Annotated in this window: 22 protein-coding genes; all 22 read left to right on the top strand. The window is 62.0% G+C overall.

Going from position 1 to position 17,560, the window contains the following annotated elements:
* Positions 1-20 precede the first annotated feature (20 nt).
* A complete protein-coding gene (locus P0D80_RS08715) occupies positions 21-446 on the top strand; it encodes a hypothetical protein (protein ID WP_408282864.1) in 426 nt (141 codons plus the stop codon).
* Positions 447-526: 80 nt separating this feature from the next.
* Entirely contained in the window at positions 527-1,912 is a 1,386-nt protein-coding gene (locus P0D80_RS08710; RefSeq protein ID WP_408282862.1) for a PBSX family phage terminase large subunit, read from the top strand.
* A gap of 42 nt (positions 1,913-1,954) precedes the next feature.
* Positions 1,955-2,545 (top strand): hypothetical protein, encoded by a 591-nt coding sequence (locus tag P0D80_RS08705; RefSeq protein WP_408282859.1) that lies wholly within the window; start codon positions 1,955-1,957, stop codon positions 2,543-2,545.
* Between the two features lie 17 nt (positions 2,546-2,562).
* Complete coding sequence (locus P0D80_RS08700; RefSeq protein ID WP_408282857.1) at positions 2,563-4,812, top strand: anti-CBASS protein Acb1 family protein; 2,250 nt, start codon at positions 2,563-2,565, stop codon at positions 4,810-4,812.
* Positions 4,797-5,621 carry a phage head morphogenesis protein gene (locus P0D80_RS08695; protein ID WP_408282854.1) on the top strand — a complete coding sequence of 275 codons (825 nt, stop codon included), beginning with the start codon at positions 4,797-4,799 and terminating at the stop codon, positions 5,619-5,621. The genes P0D80_RS08700 and P0D80_RS08695 overlap by 16 nt, the downstream gene beginning before the upstream one ends.
* On the top strand, positions 5,608-6,825 hold the full coding sequence (locus P0D80_RS08690) for a DUF2213 domain-containing protein (RefSeq protein ID WP_408282851.1): 1,218 nt from the start codon (positions 5,608-5,610) through the stop codon (positions 6,823-6,825). The genes P0D80_RS08695 and P0D80_RS08690 overlap by 14 nt, the downstream gene beginning before the upstream one ends.
* Before the next feature lie 12 nt (positions 6,826-6,837).
* Positions 6,838-7,314 carry a structural cement protein Gp24 gene (locus P0D80_RS08685; protein WP_408282849.1) on the top strand — a complete coding sequence of 159 codons (477 nt, stop codon included), beginning with the start codon at positions 6,838-6,840 and terminating at the stop codon, positions 7,312-7,314.
* Complete coding sequence (locus P0D80_RS08680) at positions 7,311-8,321, top strand: major capsid family protein (RefSeq protein WP_408282846.1); 1,011 nt, start codon at positions 7,311-7,313, stop codon at positions 8,319-8,321. Before P0D80_RS08685 ends, P0D80_RS08680 begins: the two co-directional genes overlap by 4 nt.
* The gene (locus tag P0D80_RS08675; protein WP_408282843.1) at positions 8,322-8,747 is read left to right on the top strand and encodes a hypothetical protein; all 426 of its coding nucleotides are present in this window, start codon (positions 8,322-8,324) and stop codon (positions 8,745-8,747) included. It abuts the gene before it with no gap.
* The gene (locus tag P0D80_RS08670; RefSeq protein WP_408282840.1) at positions 8,747-9,172 is read left to right on the top strand and encodes a DUF4054 domain-containing protein; all 426 of its coding nucleotides are present in this window, start codon (positions 8,747-8,749) and stop codon (positions 9,170-9,172) included. Before P0D80_RS08675 ends, P0D80_RS08670 begins: the two co-directional genes overlap by 1 nt.
* Entirely contained in the window at positions 9,159-9,647 is a 489-nt protein-coding gene (locus tag P0D80_RS08665) for a hypothetical protein (protein WP_408282837.1), read from the top strand. Before P0D80_RS08670 ends, P0D80_RS08665 begins: the two co-directional genes overlap by 14 nt.
* Entirely contained in the window at positions 9,637-10,035 is a 399-nt protein-coding gene (locus P0D80_RS08660) for a hypothetical protein (protein ID WP_408282834.1), read from the top strand. Before P0D80_RS08665 ends, P0D80_RS08660 begins: the two co-directional genes overlap by 11 nt.
* 2 nt (positions 10,036-10,037) lie before the next feature.
* Positions 10,038-10,577, top strand: coding sequence for a phage neck terminator protein (locus P0D80_RS08655; RefSeq protein WP_408282832.1), 540 nt, complete (start codon positions 10,038-10,040; stop codon positions 10,575-10,577).
* Between the two features lie 27 nt (positions 10,578-10,604).
* Positions 10,605-12,092, top strand: a complete 1,488-nt coding sequence (locus P0D80_RS08650) for a DUF3383 domain-containing protein (protein ID WP_408282829.1) — start codon at positions 10,605-10,607, stop codon at positions 12,090-12,092.
* Positions 12,093-12,104: 12 nt separating this feature from the next.
* Positions 12,105-12,533: a phage tail fiber protein gene (locus P0D80_RS08645; RefSeq protein ID WP_408282826.1), complete on the top strand. Its 429-nt coding sequence runs from the start codon at positions 12,105-12,107 to the stop codon at positions 12,531-12,533.
* A 2-nt stretch (positions 12,534-12,535) separates the two neighbouring features.
* On the top strand, positions 12,536-12,979 hold the full coding sequence (locus P0D80_RS08640; protein ID WP_408282824.1) for a hypothetical protein: 444 nt from the start codon (positions 12,536-12,538) through the stop codon (positions 12,977-12,979).
* An 8-nt stretch (positions 12,980-12,987) separates the two neighbouring features.
* Positions 12,988-13,146, top strand: coding sequence for a transcription elongation factor GreA (locus P0D80_RS08635; RefSeq protein WP_408282821.1), 159 nt, complete (start codon positions 12,988-12,990; stop codon positions 13,144-13,146).
* Between the two features lie 3 nt (positions 13,147-13,149).
* Positions 13,150-14,988 (top strand): phage tail tip lysozyme, encoded by a 1,839-nt coding sequence (locus P0D80_RS08630; protein ID WP_408282818.1) that lies wholly within the window; start codon positions 13,150-13,152, stop codon positions 14,986-14,988.
* Positions 14,989-14,993: 5 nt separating this feature from the next.
* A complete protein-coding gene (locus P0D80_RS08625) occupies positions 14,994-15,647 on the top strand; it encodes a phage baseplate protein (protein ID WP_408282816.1) in 654 nt (217 codons plus the stop codon).
* Positions 15,647-15,949, top strand: a complete 303-nt coding sequence (locus P0D80_RS08620) for a phage baseplate plug family protein (RefSeq protein WP_408282814.1) — start codon at positions 15,647-15,649, stop codon at positions 15,947-15,949. The genes P0D80_RS08625 and P0D80_RS08620 overlap by 1 nt, the downstream gene beginning before the upstream one ends.
* Positions 15,946-16,809 (top strand): baseplate hub protein, encoded by an 864-nt coding sequence (locus tag P0D80_RS08615; RefSeq protein WP_408282811.1) that lies wholly within the window; start codon positions 15,946-15,948, stop codon positions 16,807-16,809. The genes P0D80_RS08620 and P0D80_RS08615 overlap by 4 nt, the downstream gene beginning before the upstream one ends.
* Positions 16,799-17,560 (top strand): oxidoreductase, encoded by a 762-nt coding sequence (locus P0D80_RS08610; protein ID WP_408282807.1) that lies wholly within the window; start codon positions 16,799-16,801, stop codon positions 17,558-17,560. Before P0D80_RS08615 ends, P0D80_RS08610 begins: the two co-directional genes overlap by 11 nt.

Below are 17,560 nucleotides of genomic sequence, written 5' to 3'. Positions count from 1 at the left end.
AACGGTGTTGAGTACGGAAAATGACGAATCAGGCCACCCAATTCTCAAAAGAGCGTCAGCCGACGAAGCGTCGGGGTAAAGACACGCGCACAAAAATCCTCGACGCGATTAAAAAAGAAACCCAACTGAGCGAGGAATTGTTTTACCGGGAGGTTTCGAAGCGTGCCATCACGAATAACGACGTCGTGATGATGAAAGAACTGTTGATGCGCGTCGCGCCGGTGTCCAAGCCGGTGGCGCCCGACGTGCGCTTCGACTTCCCCGAAGACGGCACGCCCGTGCAGCAGGTCGATGCCATCATGAAGGCCGTGTCCACCGGCAAGGTGCCCGCCGACGTCGGCCAGATGCTGGTCAACATGATCCGCGCGAAGCTCGACGTGCTCGAAATCAGTGAACTCGCCGACCGGCTCGCCGCGATCGAGGCCCAGCTTGCGCAGGACAAATGAGCCGGCGGCGCATCTCGCACGCCGCGATCGCCCGGGTCGAGCGGTACTTCAAGGGCATCGCAACCAAAGCCGAACCGGCCGTGTTCGGCATCTGCAACATGCAGCGCGAGGTCATCAAGCGCGTTGACGTCGACGGCAACGAAACCGACGCCGCACCGACGGTCCTGATCCCGGCCAAGCTCGAGCGGCTGATCTACCCGAAGCGTCTGAAGATCGTTTACGGTGGCCGTGGCTCGGCCAAGACACGGACGGTGGTGTCCATCCAGACCGCCCAGGCGTCGGCGCGGCGGGAGCGGGTTCTCTGCCTGCGCGAGATTCAGGCGTCCATCGAAGAGTCGAGCTATCAGGAACTCGTCGAGGAAATCGAGCGGCGCGACCTATCTGGCTCGTTCGTTACCGGCAAGAAAACGATCCGCGTACCGGCCACGCGCAGCAGTTTCTCGTTCCGCGGCCTCTACCGCAACCAGACCGGTATCAAAGGCTTCACCAAGGCCACGAAGGCATGGGTAGACGAGGCTGCGACCGTGTCGCGCGAGTCGTGGCAGATTCTCATGCCGACAATCCGTGAGCACGGCTCCGAGATCTGGGTCACGTTCAATCCGGACAAGGAAACGGACCCGACGTGGACGGACCTGATCGGACCGTACGAGGCGCTGCTCGACGCCGACGGCTGCTACGAGGACGACGAAGTTCTGATCATCCGTGCCAACTACACGGACAACCCGTGGTTCACCGCCGAACTGGAGCTCGAGCGCGCCAAGATGGAGCGCACCGACAAGGACCGCTACAACTGGATCTGGCTCGGCCAATTCAACAAGCGCTCCGATGAGGTGATCTTCGCAGGCAAATACCGCGTGGAGGCCTTCGAGACGCCGCCGGGCGTGCGTTTCTTCTTCGGCGCGGACTGGGGCTTCGCCGTCGATCCGACGACGCTCAACCGTTGCTGGGTGCGCGGCAACACGCTGTTCATCGACTACGAGGCGCACGGCCTGCGCACCGAATCGACAGACATCTGGAAGCTGTTCGCCGGCAAGGAAGGGGCGAAGCCAGCGCAGCTGAAAGAGTGGACGCCCGAAGATACGCTGAAATATCCGGGGGTGCCCGGTGCGAGGAAATGGAAGATCAAAGCGGACGGCGCGCGGCCCGAGACGATCAGCCAGGTGGCGCGACAGGGCTTCAACATCGACGCGGCGAAGAAATGGGGCGGCTCGGTCGAGGACGGCATCGAAGTGCTGCGCGGCTTCGACGAAATCGTGATTCACCCGCGCTGCGTTCACACCATTGCGGAGTTCGGGCTTTATTCCTACAAGGTCGATAAACAGACTGGGGATATATTGCCGATAATCGTTGACAAGAATAATCACCATATTGACGGAATCAGATACTCCCTTGATGGATATATTCGGGGGCGCGGTCAGGGTATTATCATTTCCGCCGAAGCGCTGCAAAGGATGCAGGCCGCCTGACCGGTATTCACTGGGTTTTAACCCATTATCGGAGTTAATCAAATGCGCACCCTCCGCAAATCCCTTTTGATGGCTGCTATGGCCGCCGCGTTGCCGTTTTATATGGCCGATGAAACCGCTTCGGCCGCGCCGGGTGAAGACCCAAACGCCGGTGCCTCTGCTGCGGCCGCCAGCCAAGAAAGCGGCACGACGCAATCTGCGACGACTGCAACCACCGGCTCCGACACCGACGGCACGGCCGCAGGTGACGCGGGAAACGCGAGTGCGGCGACCGCTTCGAGCGATACCTCGAGCACGTCGCAGGCTACCGATGCGACGCAGACGACTGGTGATGCGGGAAACGCCGCGGCCGGTGCCGATGCATCTACTGGCGCGACGGCATCGGCTGCTGCCTCGAGCGGTAACGCGCCGCTGAACGAAAACACCGGCAAGGTCGAGATCGCAACCGGCTCGCACGCCGAGGCCAAGGACCGTTTCGCCGGTCTGCTGGCTCGCCTGCACCAGTTCGAGAACGAAGCGATCGACGAGCTGCGCGCGGACCTCGTTGCGATCGGCACGCTGCTGCATCTGCACTCGAAGGCGTCCACGACTGCCCAGACGACCGGCGACTACAAAGCCGAAGACCTCTCGTAACTCCACCGCGGCGCGCCATGCTCAATAAGCTACGAAACCTCGTCAGCGGCGTGCCGCTCCTTCCGTCGGCACCCGCCAGCACTCGCGTTGTAGCGCAGGACAACGCGCCACGCGCCGAGCCGAGCTGGCCGGTCGTCGAAGGTCCGCGCCGCGGCCTGAATATCAGTCCGGCTCTGCTCGAGCAACTGCAGTCGATGCAGAAAGCCCAGGGTGCCGCGGTGGACTGGCAGGCCAAGTTCAAACACGCGCAGGTTGCGCCCGGCACGCTGCCCGCCGGCCACAAGCCGCAAGAATTGGCGATGGACTCCATGTGCGACAACATGGCGGCCACGCTCGGCATGTGCGGCGGTTTCAACCAGTTGTCTGGCGTCGACTTCATTGGTTACGCCGCGCTGTCGCTGCTCGCCCAGCATCCGCTGATCCGTGCCATCGTCGAGACGCTCGCAGATGAAATGACCCGCAAGTGGATCGAGTTCGGCGGTCAAGGGTCGACCGAGTCGGATGCGAAGCGCGTCCAGGCGCTCGATCTTGCGACGCAGAAATATCACCTGAAGGCGCGCTTCAACTCCGCCGCGTCGACCATGGGCTATATGGGCGGCTCGATGCTGTTCATCGACATGGGCGACAACGCAAAGAGCGACGCGGGCGCCGCCGAACTGAAAACGCCCCTTACGCTCGACTCGGGCAAGATCCCCAAGGGCAAGTTCAAAGGGTTCCGGCTGATCGAGCCGATCAACTGTTACCCCGCGCCGTACAACGCGGACAACCCGCTCGCCGAGGGGTATTACAAGCCGGATGCATGGCTCGTCCAAGGTCGCACGGTTCACGCGTCGCGGCTGCTGCGCTTTGTGGCGAATGAGCCGCCGATCCTGCTCAAGCCGTCGTATAACTTCTTCGGCATCCCGATGGCGCAGATGGCGCTCGACTACGTCGACCGGTTCGATACCGTGCGCATTGCCGTCGCGAAGCTTGTAAAACGGTTCAGCACTTCGATCCTGAAGACCGACATGAGCCAGATGCTCAACGGTGGTGGCTACGACGATGCGACATCGCTCAAGGCGCGCGCCGCGCTCTGGAGCATGATGGGCACCAACGACGGCCTGATGACCCTCGACATGGAGGGTGAGGAATTCGTCCAGGTGAACACGCCGCTATCCGGTCTCGGCGATATTGTGTCGCAGCAACTCGAACTGCTCGCCGCGATCTGCCGCACGCCGGCCGTCAAGCTGCTGGGCATTTCGCCGAAGGGGTTCAATTCGACCGGCGAATATGACGAGGCGAACTGGTACGACCATGTCGCGAGCCAGCAGTCGAAAGTATTCGGCGACAACCTCGACAAGGCCGTCAAGGTCATTCAGCTGTCTGAGAACGGCAAGATCGACGAGGATCTGACGCATCGCTTCGTGCCGCTGCATGAGCTGAGCGAAGTTGAGAAATCGAACATCCGCAAGACCAACGCCGACACGTTTGGCATCTACTTTGACCGCGGCGTTCTGTCGAACGAGGAAGAGCGCACGCGTCTCGCTGCTGATCCGGACAGTGGATACGATTCGATCGACGTCGACGATCTCCCCGAGCCGCCGAACAATCCGAACGACACGGACGGCGCTGGCAACGCGGGCACGGCGGCCGACAGCGATTTCAATGAAAACGACCAGCCGCGCGACAAAGACGGAAAATTCGGCAGCGGCGGCGGTTCGGGCAGCACGAGCGCCGCGAGCGGCGGAAAAGGCGACGAGCTAGTCGGCCTGGCCGAAATGGCGCGCAACGGCGGCAATGAAAACCGCACGGTTGAGCTCGGCACCGTTTCGGATGAGGCAGCGCGCGTGGCCAAGGAGAAAGCTGACGTCGACATCGCCGGTTTCAAACACACCGTGGATATGTACGCCGTGCGCCACGCAATGAAGCGGCACGGGAGCGCCAAGGCCGAAGAGAATCGCGGTCAACTCGCGATTACCGACGCTGACATCGCCGCCATTGGCGACGTGGTAAGCGACCCGGATTCGGTGGTTTATGCAGGTAAGACGAAGATCGGCCGCGACGCGATCGCGAGCGTCCGGAAGATGGACGACGGCACGGTGCTGGTGATCGAGGAAGTGCGAACCGGGAAGAAGACGCTGGCGTTCACCAGCATTCGGAAGTATCCCGCCACGAGAGATGCATCATCGGTTGCCCGAACCGTCTCTCCCAACGTGCAAAACGATGGCGGGATGACGCCAATCGTACATGATTGCGCAAGAAAATCAAACCCTTGGGCGATTTCCTGATGCCCGCCCGCGCTCCCAAAGCGCGTGGTGAAATGCGGCCGGCGCGCCCCAGCGCCGCCAACCGCATCGCCTACCAGCGCGCGCTCGAATCCCTGATCGACGAGATGCACCGCTCGACGCTGTACTGGCTGCGAGCGACATACGGGCAACGCGAAGGTGAGATTGTTCAGGATTCGTCGCCGGCCGCCGATCTCGCCGCGCAACTGCGGCGCCGCGCGAACCAGTGGCGCAAGATGTTCGCCGACCGTGCGCCGGACCTCGCGCGCTGGTTCATTTCCAAGGTCGACAGGCACGCCACCAACGCGACCAAGCAGGCCGCCGTCGCGCTCACCGGCATGAGCGTGTCGATGAAAGACACCCTGGTCACCAACACGGTGATGCAGGCCTCGGTGCAGGAAAACGTCTCGCTGATCCGATCCATCCAGTCGGAATATGCGACCGAGGTGGAAGGGCTGGTGATGCGCAGCGTGACCACGGGCCGCGACCTCGCATACCTGACCGACCAGCTTCAGGAGCGCTTCGGCGTCACGCGGCGCCGCGCCAAACTGATCGCGGGCGACCAGAACAATAAGGCCACAGCGCAGATGGCCCGCGCCCGTCAATTGGCGCTTGGCGTCACCAAGGCGCGCTGGCTTCACGTCGGCGGCGGTAAAAACCCGCGACATTCTCACGTTGAAGCAAACGGGAAGGTTTTCGATTTAACGAAAGGTCTTAAAATCGACGGCGAATATATATTCCCCGGCGAACTGATTAACTGCGGCTGCGTCGGGGCACCTATTATCCCGGGCATGGACGATGAAGACGAATAAATCCGAGGTTTTGCTGGCGTTCGATAAATCGAGCGTTCGCCGCACCGACACCGACGGCCGGCTGTTTCTGGAAACCAGCCGCATATCAAAAGCCGGGGTTAATCCATACTGGGGTCGGGAAATCCCGAAATACGATGAACTCGGCCTCGATCCGGACAAGGTCTATCAGGTGTTCCGGCCGCCGGAAGAGCTTGAGAAGGGCGCTCACACGTCCAACAACATCCCGATTCTCGCGATCCATACCCATGTGACTGCTGAAAACCCGCAGAAGGAAGTGATTATCGGGGGAACGGGAAGCACCGCGACGTTCGACGGGGAATATCTGAATAACGGGCTCGGCTTCTGGGATGCTGAATATATCCAGAAAATCGACGATAAGACGCAGCGCGAGTTATCGAGTTCGTACCGGTATATTCCGATTATCGAAAACGGCTCCTATAATGGCTCGCCATACGATATTAAAATGACGCAGATTGAATTCAATCACGTCGCTTTAGTCGTTGAGGGTCGCGCCGGTCCAGATGTTCTGGTCGCTGATTCCAAACTCCACCATCCTGTTAAAGGAAAATCCGTGAAACTCAATCCCAAGCAGAAGACGGCGCTGAAGGCGCACGTCGCGAAGCTGGTGGCGATGGATGAAGCATCGCTCGATACCGAAGCCGTCGAAAACGCCCTCGAGGAAGCGCTCGAAGAAGTCCAGGCGCTCGGCGAAACGCCTGCCGCAGATCCGGCGCAGGACGCTCCCACTGGCGATCCCGAAATCGCCGAACTGCTGAAGAAACTGCTCGCGAAGTTCGAAGGCGGTTCGACGGCAGCGGCCGACGACGAAGTGGCGAAGACCGCCGAGGCCGCGAACAAAGCGGAAGCCGCGAAGAACGCCGCCGCGATGGACGCGAAGATCAAGGACGCAACCGACGGCGTGCGCACCTCCATCGAAGGCCGGTTCAAGGCCGCCGAGAAGGTCCGTCCGCTGGTCGGCAACATCGACGCGATGGCGTTCGACTCGGCCGAGGCGATCTTCTCGCACACGCTGAAGGTCGGCGGCATGAAGCCCGAAGACCACAAGCCGGAAGCCTATAGCGGCATCGTCGACGTGCTACTCGCCAACAAGGCGGCGCCGGTGATCCATTCCGCGAATGACGAGAAATCGGCCGGCGAACTGCTGACCGCCTTCCCGGCGCTCGCCAACATCAAACACGCGTAAGGACGGTCCACCATGTCTTTCCAGACTTCCGTTCAGCAGCAACCCGAAGTCGGCGTCGCGGGTAGCCGCGCGTCGATGAACCCGATTTCGGTCATCTCGCGCCTCGCGCAGACGGCAGTGACCGTCGCGCGTTTCGTGTGGCCGGGCACGGACACCGACAACCAGGTGCAGAACACCGGCTCCGGTAAGCCGCTCGGCCTCGCCGTGCGTGACCAGACCGGGATCATCCCGAACTACCTGCAGGAATTCAGCATGGCGGTGCCTGCTGGTTTCCCGGTGCAGGTGGCTGAGCAGGGCGAGTGGTTTGCTTCGTCGGCCAACGTTTCGACGCTCGGCCAGAAGGTTTTCGCCACGCTCGCAGACGGCACGCTGCAGTTCGGCGCCGCCGGTGCGACGATCGCCGGCGCGATCGAGACGAAGTTCGTTGTCACCCGCGGCGGCGCAGCGAACGCCGTCATCAAGATTTCCACCTGGAGCGAACTCGCATGAAGCTCGATCAACTTTCCCAGTACGGGATTCACCTGGCTTATGGTGCCGAGCTGCTTGACGAGCCGGCGAAAACGAAACTTGTCGCCGCGATGGATGCTGCGGGCCCGATGGTTACGGCGCCCAACAACGGCATCCCGGCCATGCTGACGAACTACTTCGACCCGCGCGTGATCGAGATTCTGGTCTCGCCGATGAAGTCGGAGATGCTCTACAGCGCCGTGCAGAAGGGCGACTGGGCGACCGACACAGCGACGTTCATGACGGTCGAGTCGACCGGCGAGACGGCGACGTACGGCGACTATAGCGAAAACGGCATGTCCGGCCACAACGCCAACTTCCCGCAGCGCCAAAACTACGGGTTCCAGACGAATACGCAGTGGGGCGACAAACAGATGGCGAAGGCCGCGAAAGCGCGCCTTGACTATGCGTCGCGTCAGCAGATCGCCTCGGCGCTGATCCTTCGCAAGAAGGAAAACGCGATCAACTTGTTCGGTGTGGCTGGCCTGCAGAACTACGGCCTGACCAACGACCCGTCTTTGATTGCCCCGATCGCGCCGACCGTTGGCGCCGGCGGCAACACGTGGGCGCTGAAGACGGCAGATGAAATCTATGCCGACTTCGTCGCATTGTGGGATCAGGCAATCTTGCAGGGCAACGGCCTCGTCGACACGGACGCCAAAGTCACCGTGGGCATCCCGACAGTCGTGTCGGGCAACCTCACGAAGCAAAACAGCTTCGGTCAGGTTCTTAAAGACCGGCTGAAGTTGGCCTACGAGAACATGACCATCGTCACGATCCCGGAATTCGCGACGGGCGGCGGCAATCTGATGCAAATGATTGTCGAAGAAGTCGAAGGTCAACCGACGGGCGAGCTGGGTTACGCCGAGCGCATGCGTGCTCACGGTGTGGTGCGCCACTCGTCGTACTACTCCGAAAAGAAGTCGGGCCACAACTTTGGCGCGATCATCTATCGGCCCATCTTCGTTTCTCAAATGCTGGGGATCTAAATGCCGGACGATACGCAAGAAAAGAAAATCAGCAAGCCCGTCAAGGTCTATTGCAAACTCCCGAACGGCATCCAGTACCAGCTGCCTGACGGCCGCCGGGTGCGCCTTGTCGGCATGTACGGTGACGAGCGCTCGCCGCTTCAGGTCAGCGGTCTGCAGGGTCGCGACGCCGTGTTCGGCTTCGGTGTCACGATGGTCGACGCGGAAGACTGGGAACAGATCGTTAAGGATCACGGCAAATCGAAGGCGCACGTGAACGAGCTGATTTTCGCGGCGAAGGATGACAAGTCCGGTGCATCTCAGGCGCGAAACAACGAGACCGAAAAGACCGGCCTCGAACCCTACGATCCGCAGGCCCATCCGGAGGACAAGTCGAAAGACGGAACCACGGATAACGCCACTCTGAAAGAAGTCGAAGGTCAGTAATGAGCGATCCCGCCGGCGTCGTCACTTTCGATCCTGCAGCGTTCATCGTGCAGTTTCCGGCGTTTACGGCGGTGTCGGCGGATACGCTCACGTCCTATTTCAACATGGCGACGTTGTACCTCAACAACTCGCCGTGTTCGATCGTTCAAGACCTCACCACGCGCGCGACGATGCTCAACCTCATCACCGCGCACATTGCTTTCCTGCTCGGCCGCGCTGCCGGTTCGAATGGCGATAACGCGGCACTCGTCGGTCAGATCGCATCGGCCGGCGAAGGCTCGGTGAACGTCTCGCTCGTCGCAGTCCAGGCGAAGAACGCAGCCTTCTGGACTCAGTCGGAATACGGCTTCATGTTCTGGCAGATGGCTCTGCCGTATCGGTCCTTCCGGTACTTCCCGGCGCCCACGCCGCATGTGTGCCGTTAAGGTCACGGGCGGCGCAAAGCTCGACGCAGCCCTCGCTCGGTACCTCGACAACGCCACGTTGACGATGCGCGCCGGCATTCTCGAAGGTGCGACTGAACCGGACGGCCTGCCGTCGGCGCTGGTCGGTTTCTGGAATGAGTACGGCACGGTCCGCGTCGTCGACGGCAAGGTGATCATCACGCCGGCCCGCTCATTCATGCGCAGCACCGCAGATGCGAAGGCCGCGCGCTGGGCCAAGATCGTCGGCGTGACGCTGCAACGCAACGGCGGCAACTTCGACCAGGCGCTTCGGCTCGCCGGCGAGGCGGCGGTCGCCGACATCCAGCAGACCATCGGCACTTTCACCATTCCCGCAAACGCGCCCTCGACGATCCGCAAGAAGGGCTTCGACGGCCCGCTGCGCGGCTCAGCGCAGGCGCCGATGCAACACGCCATCGCATACGACATCGTGGACGGACCGCCTGATGAATCTTAGAGGCATCGCAAACAGCGTCACCAGCGCTATCAACCCGAATACCGCGGCGCAGCTGTCGCGCAGCACCGGCTACGACACCGCGCCGAGCGGCAAGCGCACGCCGACGTATGCCGCGCCCGTCACCGCACAGGTTCAGGTGCAGGCGCTGTCCGCGCCGCAGCTCCAGCACCTCGACAGCCTGAACATCACCGGCGTGCTGCGCAGTGCACGCCTGACCGGCGACTGGCGCAGCGTCTACCGGCCCGACTCGCAAGGCGGCGACCTGATCGCGTTCGGCGGCACGCCCGACGTTCCGGTATCGCTGCAAAACACGACGTGGCTGGTCGTGCAGGTGCTCGAGACGTGGCCGGACTGGTGCTCGCTCGCGATCCAACTCCAGAAGGCCTGACCATGCCGACCACCGTCAGCATCACCGAAGACAATGTGCTCGCCACGCTGCGCACTTTCCTGCTGTCGATCGTCGCCGCCGGCGTTGAGGTGGTCAACGGCCAGGACAATCGCGTGCCTGAACCGGTGGGCGATGACTTCCTCGTCATGACGCCGCTCGGTCAGTCGCGCCTTTCGACCAACGGCGACACCTACACGGACTCGGGCACCAACCCGGGCACGCGCAATTTCGAGCGCGCGACGAAGTCAACCATCCAGATCGATATTCACGGCCCGAACTCGGCTGATAACGCCGCGATGATCGAAACGCTTTACCGAAGTGAATATGCGGTCGATTCATTTAAGGCGTCAGGCCTTGATATTCAGCCGCTATATTGCGATGACGCGCGGCAAATGCCGTTTAATAACGGAGAAAATCAGTATGAGCAGCGTTGGATAATCACCGCTGTAATTCAGTACAATCCTGTCACAGCAGTGCCGCAGGATTTTGCCGACGCTCTCAGCGTCAATATCATAAGCGTGGACGCCACTTACCCTGCGTAGCGCTGCGCCTATCTGGAGCACAGATAAATGTCGATCCCAGCATCCCTGATTGCCAACGTGATCCCGAGCGTTATTAGCGCTGGCGGTTCAGCGCTTGATCTCATTGGCATTATGTTGACGAATAACCCGCGCGCGCCGATTGGTTCTGCGCCTTCATTTCCGACGGCGCAAGCGGTTTCTGATTATTTTGGTCCGGCTTCTGCGGAAGCGGCGCTCGCTCCGGTTTATTTCAACGGTTTCAACAACTCGACGAAAAAGCCGGGCGCACTTCGTTTCTTCCAATATCCGACGGCGCCGGTCGCTGCCTATCTGCGCGGCGGTTCGCTCGCGTCGATGACGCTCACGCAGTTGCAGGCACTCACCGGCACTCTGACGCTGACGGTTGACGGTGTGGTCAAGACCTCGTCGGCGATCAACCTGTCGAGCGCGACCAGCTTCTCGAACGCCGCGGCGCTCATCGCCGCGGCTTTCACCAGCGGCCCGACCGTTGCATTCGACAGCCAGTCGAGCGCATACGTTTTCACGTCGGCGACAACCGGCGCGAGTTCCACTATCACGCCAGCGAGCGGCACGCTTGCAGCCGGTCTGAGTCTCACGACCGCCACCGGCGCGGTTACGTCGCAAGGCGCGATCGCAGCGACGCCCGCGACTGCCATGGCCGCGCTGGTGAAGCTCACGACGAACTGGTGCTCGTTCATGACCGTGTTCGATCCGGACAACGGCACGGGCAACACGCAGAAGATGGCGTTCGCCGCCTGGACGGTGTCGCAGGGCAATCGCTATCTGTACGCCGGCTGGGATCAGGATGTCGCGCCGACGGTCGGTGCCGCGCCGACGTCCTTCGGTGCGCAGGTGAAGGCGAACAACATGTCGGGCGTCGCGCCGCTCTGGAGCCCGGCCGACAAGGCGGCGTTCCTCATGGGCTACGTCGCATCGCTCGACTTCTCGGCGACCAACGGCCGCGCGACGGCCGCGTTCCGATCGCAGGACGGTTTGACTCCGGACGTCACCGACGGGACGGTGTACACGAACCTGCTCGCCAATGGTTACAGCTGCTATGGCGACTTCTCGACCGCCAACGATGATTTCCTGTTCCTCTCGAACGGGCAGATCGGCGGTCAGTTCGAATGGATCGATTCGTACGTCAACCAGATCTTCCTGACTAACCAGTTCCAACTGGCGATGATGACCGGACTGACGTCGGTCAACTCGATCCCGTACAACGCCGACGGCGACACAACCATCGAAGCGTTCCTGACCGACCCGATCAACCAGTTCCAGAACTTCGGTGGTCAGCGCGCGGGCGTCGCACTGTCCGCGGCAGAAGCCGCCGAGGTGAACGCCGCCGCTGGCCTCGCGATCGACAACGTGCTCTCGACGCGTGGCTGGTATCTGCAGGTGCTTGCCGCGACCGCGCAGGTACGCGCCGCGCGCGGCAGTCCGCCGATCAACTACTGGTACATGGACGGGCAGTCGGTCCAAGTGCTGCAAATGGCTTCCATCTTGGTGCAGTAAGGGGACTAGAACATGGATATCACTTCAAGCAACGCCGTTTTCATGTTGTCGATCGCGACAATCTTCCCCGTTCCGCAGAAGCTCACCAAGTTCGCTGCGGACGCGATGTTCGCGACCGACGACGTTGAGCCGGCGGAAGTCGGCAAGGGCGCGGACGGCAACATGTACGCCGGCTACACGCCGTACAACACGCCGCAAACGATCACGATCATGCCCGACTCGCCGCAACTGACGCTGTTCGAACAGTGGCTCGCGGCGATGAAGGCGAACAGCACGATCTATGCTGCGAACGCCACCATCCGTATTCCGTCGATTGGCAAGAAATACACGCTGACGACGGGTGTTCTCTCGCGCATCCGCGCAATCCCGAATGCGCAGAAGGTGCTCCAGGCGATGGAGTACCAGATCACGTGGGATCAGGTTGACCCGGCACCGTTCTGACCATGGCACGAAAGACACTCACCTATACCGTGACGGCGGCCGGCCGCGACAAGGGCAAGGCGTTTCTGATCACCGAAATGTCGTCAGCGCAGTCCGAGGAATGGGCTGCGCGGGCGCTCTTCACCGCGATGAACTGCGGCGTCGAGATTCCCGACGAACTGCTCTCATCGGGCCTCGCGGGTCTCGCCGCGATCAGCATCAAGTCGCTGGCCCGCGTGCCGTTCGACATGGCCAAGCCGCTCTTTGACCAGATGATGGAGTGCGTGCAGATCATTCCTGATCGAGCGAATCCCGAGTTCGTGCGGCCGCTGATCGATGACGATATCGAAGAGGTCGGCACGCGGCTGATGCTGCGCAAGGCAACGGTCGATCTGCACATGGATTTTTTTCGCGTCGCCGCGCCATTGAAACAGGCTCCGGACGCGGCCAGTACGTCCCCGGCCTGATCGAGTATGTGAATCTGCCCCGGTCCATCGGGGCAGTCGTTTCCCGGCGCCTCGCGACGCTGCATGAGCTACAGACCGTGTACGGGGCCGAGGACCTGTACAACCTGCTCGAAGTGATCGCTGTCGATTCGCACAACGAGCGCGAATTGAACAAACCGAGGAAATGAAGCATGGCAACTGTCGTCGACGCGCTGGTCGTCACTCTCGGGCTAGACCTTGCTGCATTCAAGCGTGGCAAGGCCGACGCCACCAAAGCTACCAAGACCCTCACCGCCGAAGAGAAGAGCGCCGCCAAAGAGGTCGAGGCGGCGAACAAACGCGCGGCTGACTCCTTCCAGAAAGTCCGCAACGAAGTGCTCGCGCTGGTGGCGATCTTCACCGCCGGCATGGGCATCAAGAATTTCACCGAGAGCACGATCAACTCGGCGGCCAGCCTCGGTTTCATGGCGAAGAACCTGCAAATGAGCACGCAGGATCTGTCGGCGTGGCAGCGCGCAGCTGAGCGCGCCGGCGGCAGCGCGGAGGGCATCACCTCCGCATTGCAGGCCTCGCAGCAGGAGGTCGCCAAGTTCAAGCTCGGGCAGGTGAGCGATTCGCAGCAATGGTTCCTGCGCTTCGGCGGCTCGGTCAAAGACCTGAAAGACGGCAACTCGTACTTGCTCGCCCGCTCGCGCATTGTCGCGAATCTGTTCAAAACCGACCCGGGCCGCGCGCGTCTCGTCGCACAACAGATGGGCATCGGCGACGGCGAGTTCAATCTCATCAAGCAGGGCCCTCAGGCGATTCTCGCGCTGGTGGCCGCGCAGGAAAAAAACTCCGCCATCACCGAGAAGCAGGCCGCACAGGCGCTCAAGCTCAAGAATGAATGGCTCGACTTCAGCGACCGTCTGCAATACGTCGGGACGACGATCCTGCTCGAGCTGATGCCGGTGTTCGAGAAGTGGCTGCAAAAGCTCCAGGCGATGGCCGACTGGGTCGCGGACCACAAGGCAGATATCAGCGCGTGGGTGGATAACGCCGTGACCGCTGCGCAGCGCTTCGTCGAGTGGGCGGACAAGGCTGTGGATTCGGTCGGCGGTTGGAAGAACGTGCTGATCGCGCTGGCCGCGTTGAAGGTGCTGTCCATGTCGTCCGGCATCCTCTCGCTCGCTGGCGCGTTCCTGAAGCTCGGCGGTGCGCTTGGCGGCATCTCGGCGACGGGCGCCGCAGCGCTGCCAATTCTCGCCAAGCTGCTCGGCGTGGCCGGTCTCGCGCTGCACAGCGAGAGCCTGAACGAGGGCGAAGATGCAGAGATTGCAAAGCATCGACCGAAGGCTGGCGATACGTGGCAGGGCGACCCGATCGGCGACAAGCGCCGCGGCGGTGTCGGGAAAGATCCGGCAGCGCAGGCGGCCGTCGCGCGGTTCATGCAAATGGGCTGGTCGAAAGAGCAGGCGTCGGGTCTCGTTGCGAACATGTGGAAAGAAAGCCTGCTTGATCCGAAGGCTGTCGGCGACAACGGGCACGCGTACGGCATCGGCCAGTGGCACGAAGACAGACAGGCCGAGTTCAAGAAACTCTTCGGCATCGACATTCGTAAGTCATCGCTCGACCAGCAACTGCAGTTCGCTAACTACGAATTGACACAGGGAAACGAGCAGGGCGCCGGCCGGCGGCTGCGCGCTTCGACCAATGCGCTCGATGCAGGCGCGATCGTCTCGCGCTACTACGAACGGCCAGCGGACACCGAGGGCGAAGCGCGAGCTCGCGCACGTGCCGCGTCTGACCTCTATGCGTCTATCGGACAGGCCAACGCCGCCAAGATCGCCGGCCAGACTGTCGGCGCGCGTGATGTCGCTCCCGTCGCGTCGAACACGTCGACCAGCACGACGACCGCCGAGACCAACATCAACGGTCCGATCACGATCCATACGCAGGCGACAGACGCTCACGGTATCGCGCGTGAGCTCGGCGGTGCCGTCGCGCACTATAGCTTCACGGTGCCGCAGGCCAACACGGGGGTGAGCTGATGCCGATGCCAGACATTGTGGTACCGCAATTCCCGAACGTCCCGGCGCTGCCGGGCGTTCCCGCTTTGGTGCGCGCCGTCGGCACGCCGGTGCTGACCGAGGTGAACAGCTTCCTGATCAACGCAGGCCTCGGCCAGTTTGCGCTCGGCTTCGCAAAGCCTGTTTGGGGAGTATTCGACTCGAGCAACCAGCCGGTCGCGATCGCCGACAGCGTGCGCGCCGTGCAATATCGCGCGGATTCGAACGTTCCCGACTATCCGATGGAACAGGGCGCGTTCCAGTCATACAACAAGGTGCAACGCCCGTACGCGTCCGTCGTGAGCCTGGTGTGTGGTGGTGATGAGCAGCGGCGCGCCAACTTCATCTCTGCGATCGATCTCGCCAAGCGGTCGACAAACCTCTACAGCATCGTCATGCCGGAGGTGGTCTACAACAACGCGAACATCGTGGCGTACGACTACCGGCGTGAGCAGCGCGATGGCGCGACGCTGTTCAAGGTCGATTTGCACATCGAGGAAATCCGCGTGAATGCGACCGCAGCGTTCGATAACGTGCAGAATCCGGCCTCTGCTGACACGGTCAGTCAGGGGCAGGTGCAGGCGAGCACGCCGAGCGCATCGCTTGCCGCGCTGTATGGCCCGGTCTCGGTGGTGCAGTGATGAAGACTATTCCGCTATCTTCCGTGCCGTCGCAGAAGCTGAGCACATTGCTCGGCGGCCAGAACTGTCAGCTCAAGGTCTATCAGAAGTCGACGGGCATGTATCTCGACCTGTACGTCAACAACGTGCCGATCGTGACAGGCGTCATCGCGCGCGACCGCGTGCTGGTCGTGCGCCAGTCCTATCTCGGGTTTGTCGGCGATCTATCGTTCTTCGACACGCAAGGCGTCGCCGATCCTACGTACGACGGCCTCGGCGCGCGGTATCAGCTGGTCTACCTTGAAGCGAGCGATCTCACATGAGCTTCACTCGCAAACGCATCGACGTGACGATCACGCTCGGCACCGGCCAGTTCGGTGACTCTGGCGCGAACACGGTCACGCTATCAGGTCTGCGCGTGCACGCCGGCATTCAGGTCTACGGCGGCGAGGCGATGCCGCAGGCGCAGTTGCGACTGTTCGGCCTGCCGCTCGACATGATCAACCAGTTGACGACCATCGGGCCGATCAACTCGGCGGTGATGTTCAACAACGCGGTGCTCGTCGCGGCCGGCGATGACGAGACTGGCCTGCAAACGATCTACAACGGCACGATCTGGCAGGCGTGGGGCGAGTTTCAGGGCGCGCCGGAGATTCCGCTGAACATCACAGGCCTTGGCGGTCTCGCGTCGGCGCTAAAGCCCGTCAATGCGCTGAGTTTTCCCGGCTCGGCCGACGTCGCGACGATCATGCAGACGCTCGCGCAAACGATGGGCGTGGCGTTCGAAAACAACGGCGTGTCCGTCCAACTGGCGAGCCCATATTTCCCGGGCACCGCGCTCGCGCAGGTCCGCGCGTGTGCGCGCGCCGCGGATATCAGCTGGACGATCGACCGCGGCACGCTTGCGATCTGGCCGAAGAACGGTTCACGCAGCGGCGACGTGCCGCTGATTTCTCCAGACACGGGAATGGTCGGCTATCCGACGTTCTCCAGTAACGGACTCGGTCTCACGACGCTGTTTAACGCATCCATCAAGCCGGGTGGCGTCGTTCAGGTGGAGAGCTCCCTGCAGGTGGCGCGCGGGAAATGGACGGTAATGCAGGTGCAGCACTCGCTACAGACCGAGACGCCCAACGGCCAATGGTTCACTTCGATCCTCGCGGTGCCCAGCAATGACCAATGACCTCGGTTACCGCGGCGCGGCCGATGCGACCTCCGGCGGCTCTCCCTACAACGAGCATCTGTTCCTGATCCGGCAGGTGCTGGCCGAAATCAGCACGGCCAAGCTGGTGGAAGTGATCGCCGTGACCAACGCAGGCGATCTGTCGCCGGTCGGCTTCGTTGACGTGCGGCCACTGGTCAACCAGCTCGACGGCAGCGACAACGCAGTGCCACACGGCACCGTGTACAACCTGCCTTATTTCCGGCTGCAGGGCGGCACCGATGCCGTGATCCTCGATCCGAAGCAGGGCGACATCGGGTTAGCGGTCATCGCAGATCGCGACATCTCTGCAGTGAAATCCACGAAGGCGCAGGCGAACCCGGGTTCGAAGCGCAAGTTCGACGCGGCCGATGGCCTGTATATCGGCGGCTTCCTGAACGGCGTGCCGCAGCAATATGTGCGCTTCTCGGCCGCCGGCATCGGCATCGTGTCGCCGACGAAGATCACGCTGACCGCGCCGCTCGTCGAGATCGACGCCTCGACGTCTCTCACTGTCAATTCGCCGCAGTCCGGCTTCAGCGGCACGGTGATCGTGCAGGGTCTGCTGTCGTGGCTCGGCGGCATGACCGGCAGCATCGCGAGCGGCGTTGCATCCGTCATCAGTGGCGCTGTGCAGTTCATCGGCACAATCACCTCAAACGGCCATGCGATCGACAGCTCGCACCAGCACACGAACTCGGGCGGTTCCGGGCTCGGCGGCCCTCCACAGTGA

The organism is Paraburkholderia sp. RL17-373-BIF-A, assembly GCF_046030175.1.
In the GTDB taxonomy this organism is placed as follows: domain Bacteria; phylum Pseudomonadota; class Gammaproteobacteria; order Burkholderiales; family Burkholderiaceae; genus Paraburkholderia.
Note: the sequence above shows the minus strand (reverse complement) of the source record. Positions and strands in the feature narration are given on the sequence as shown.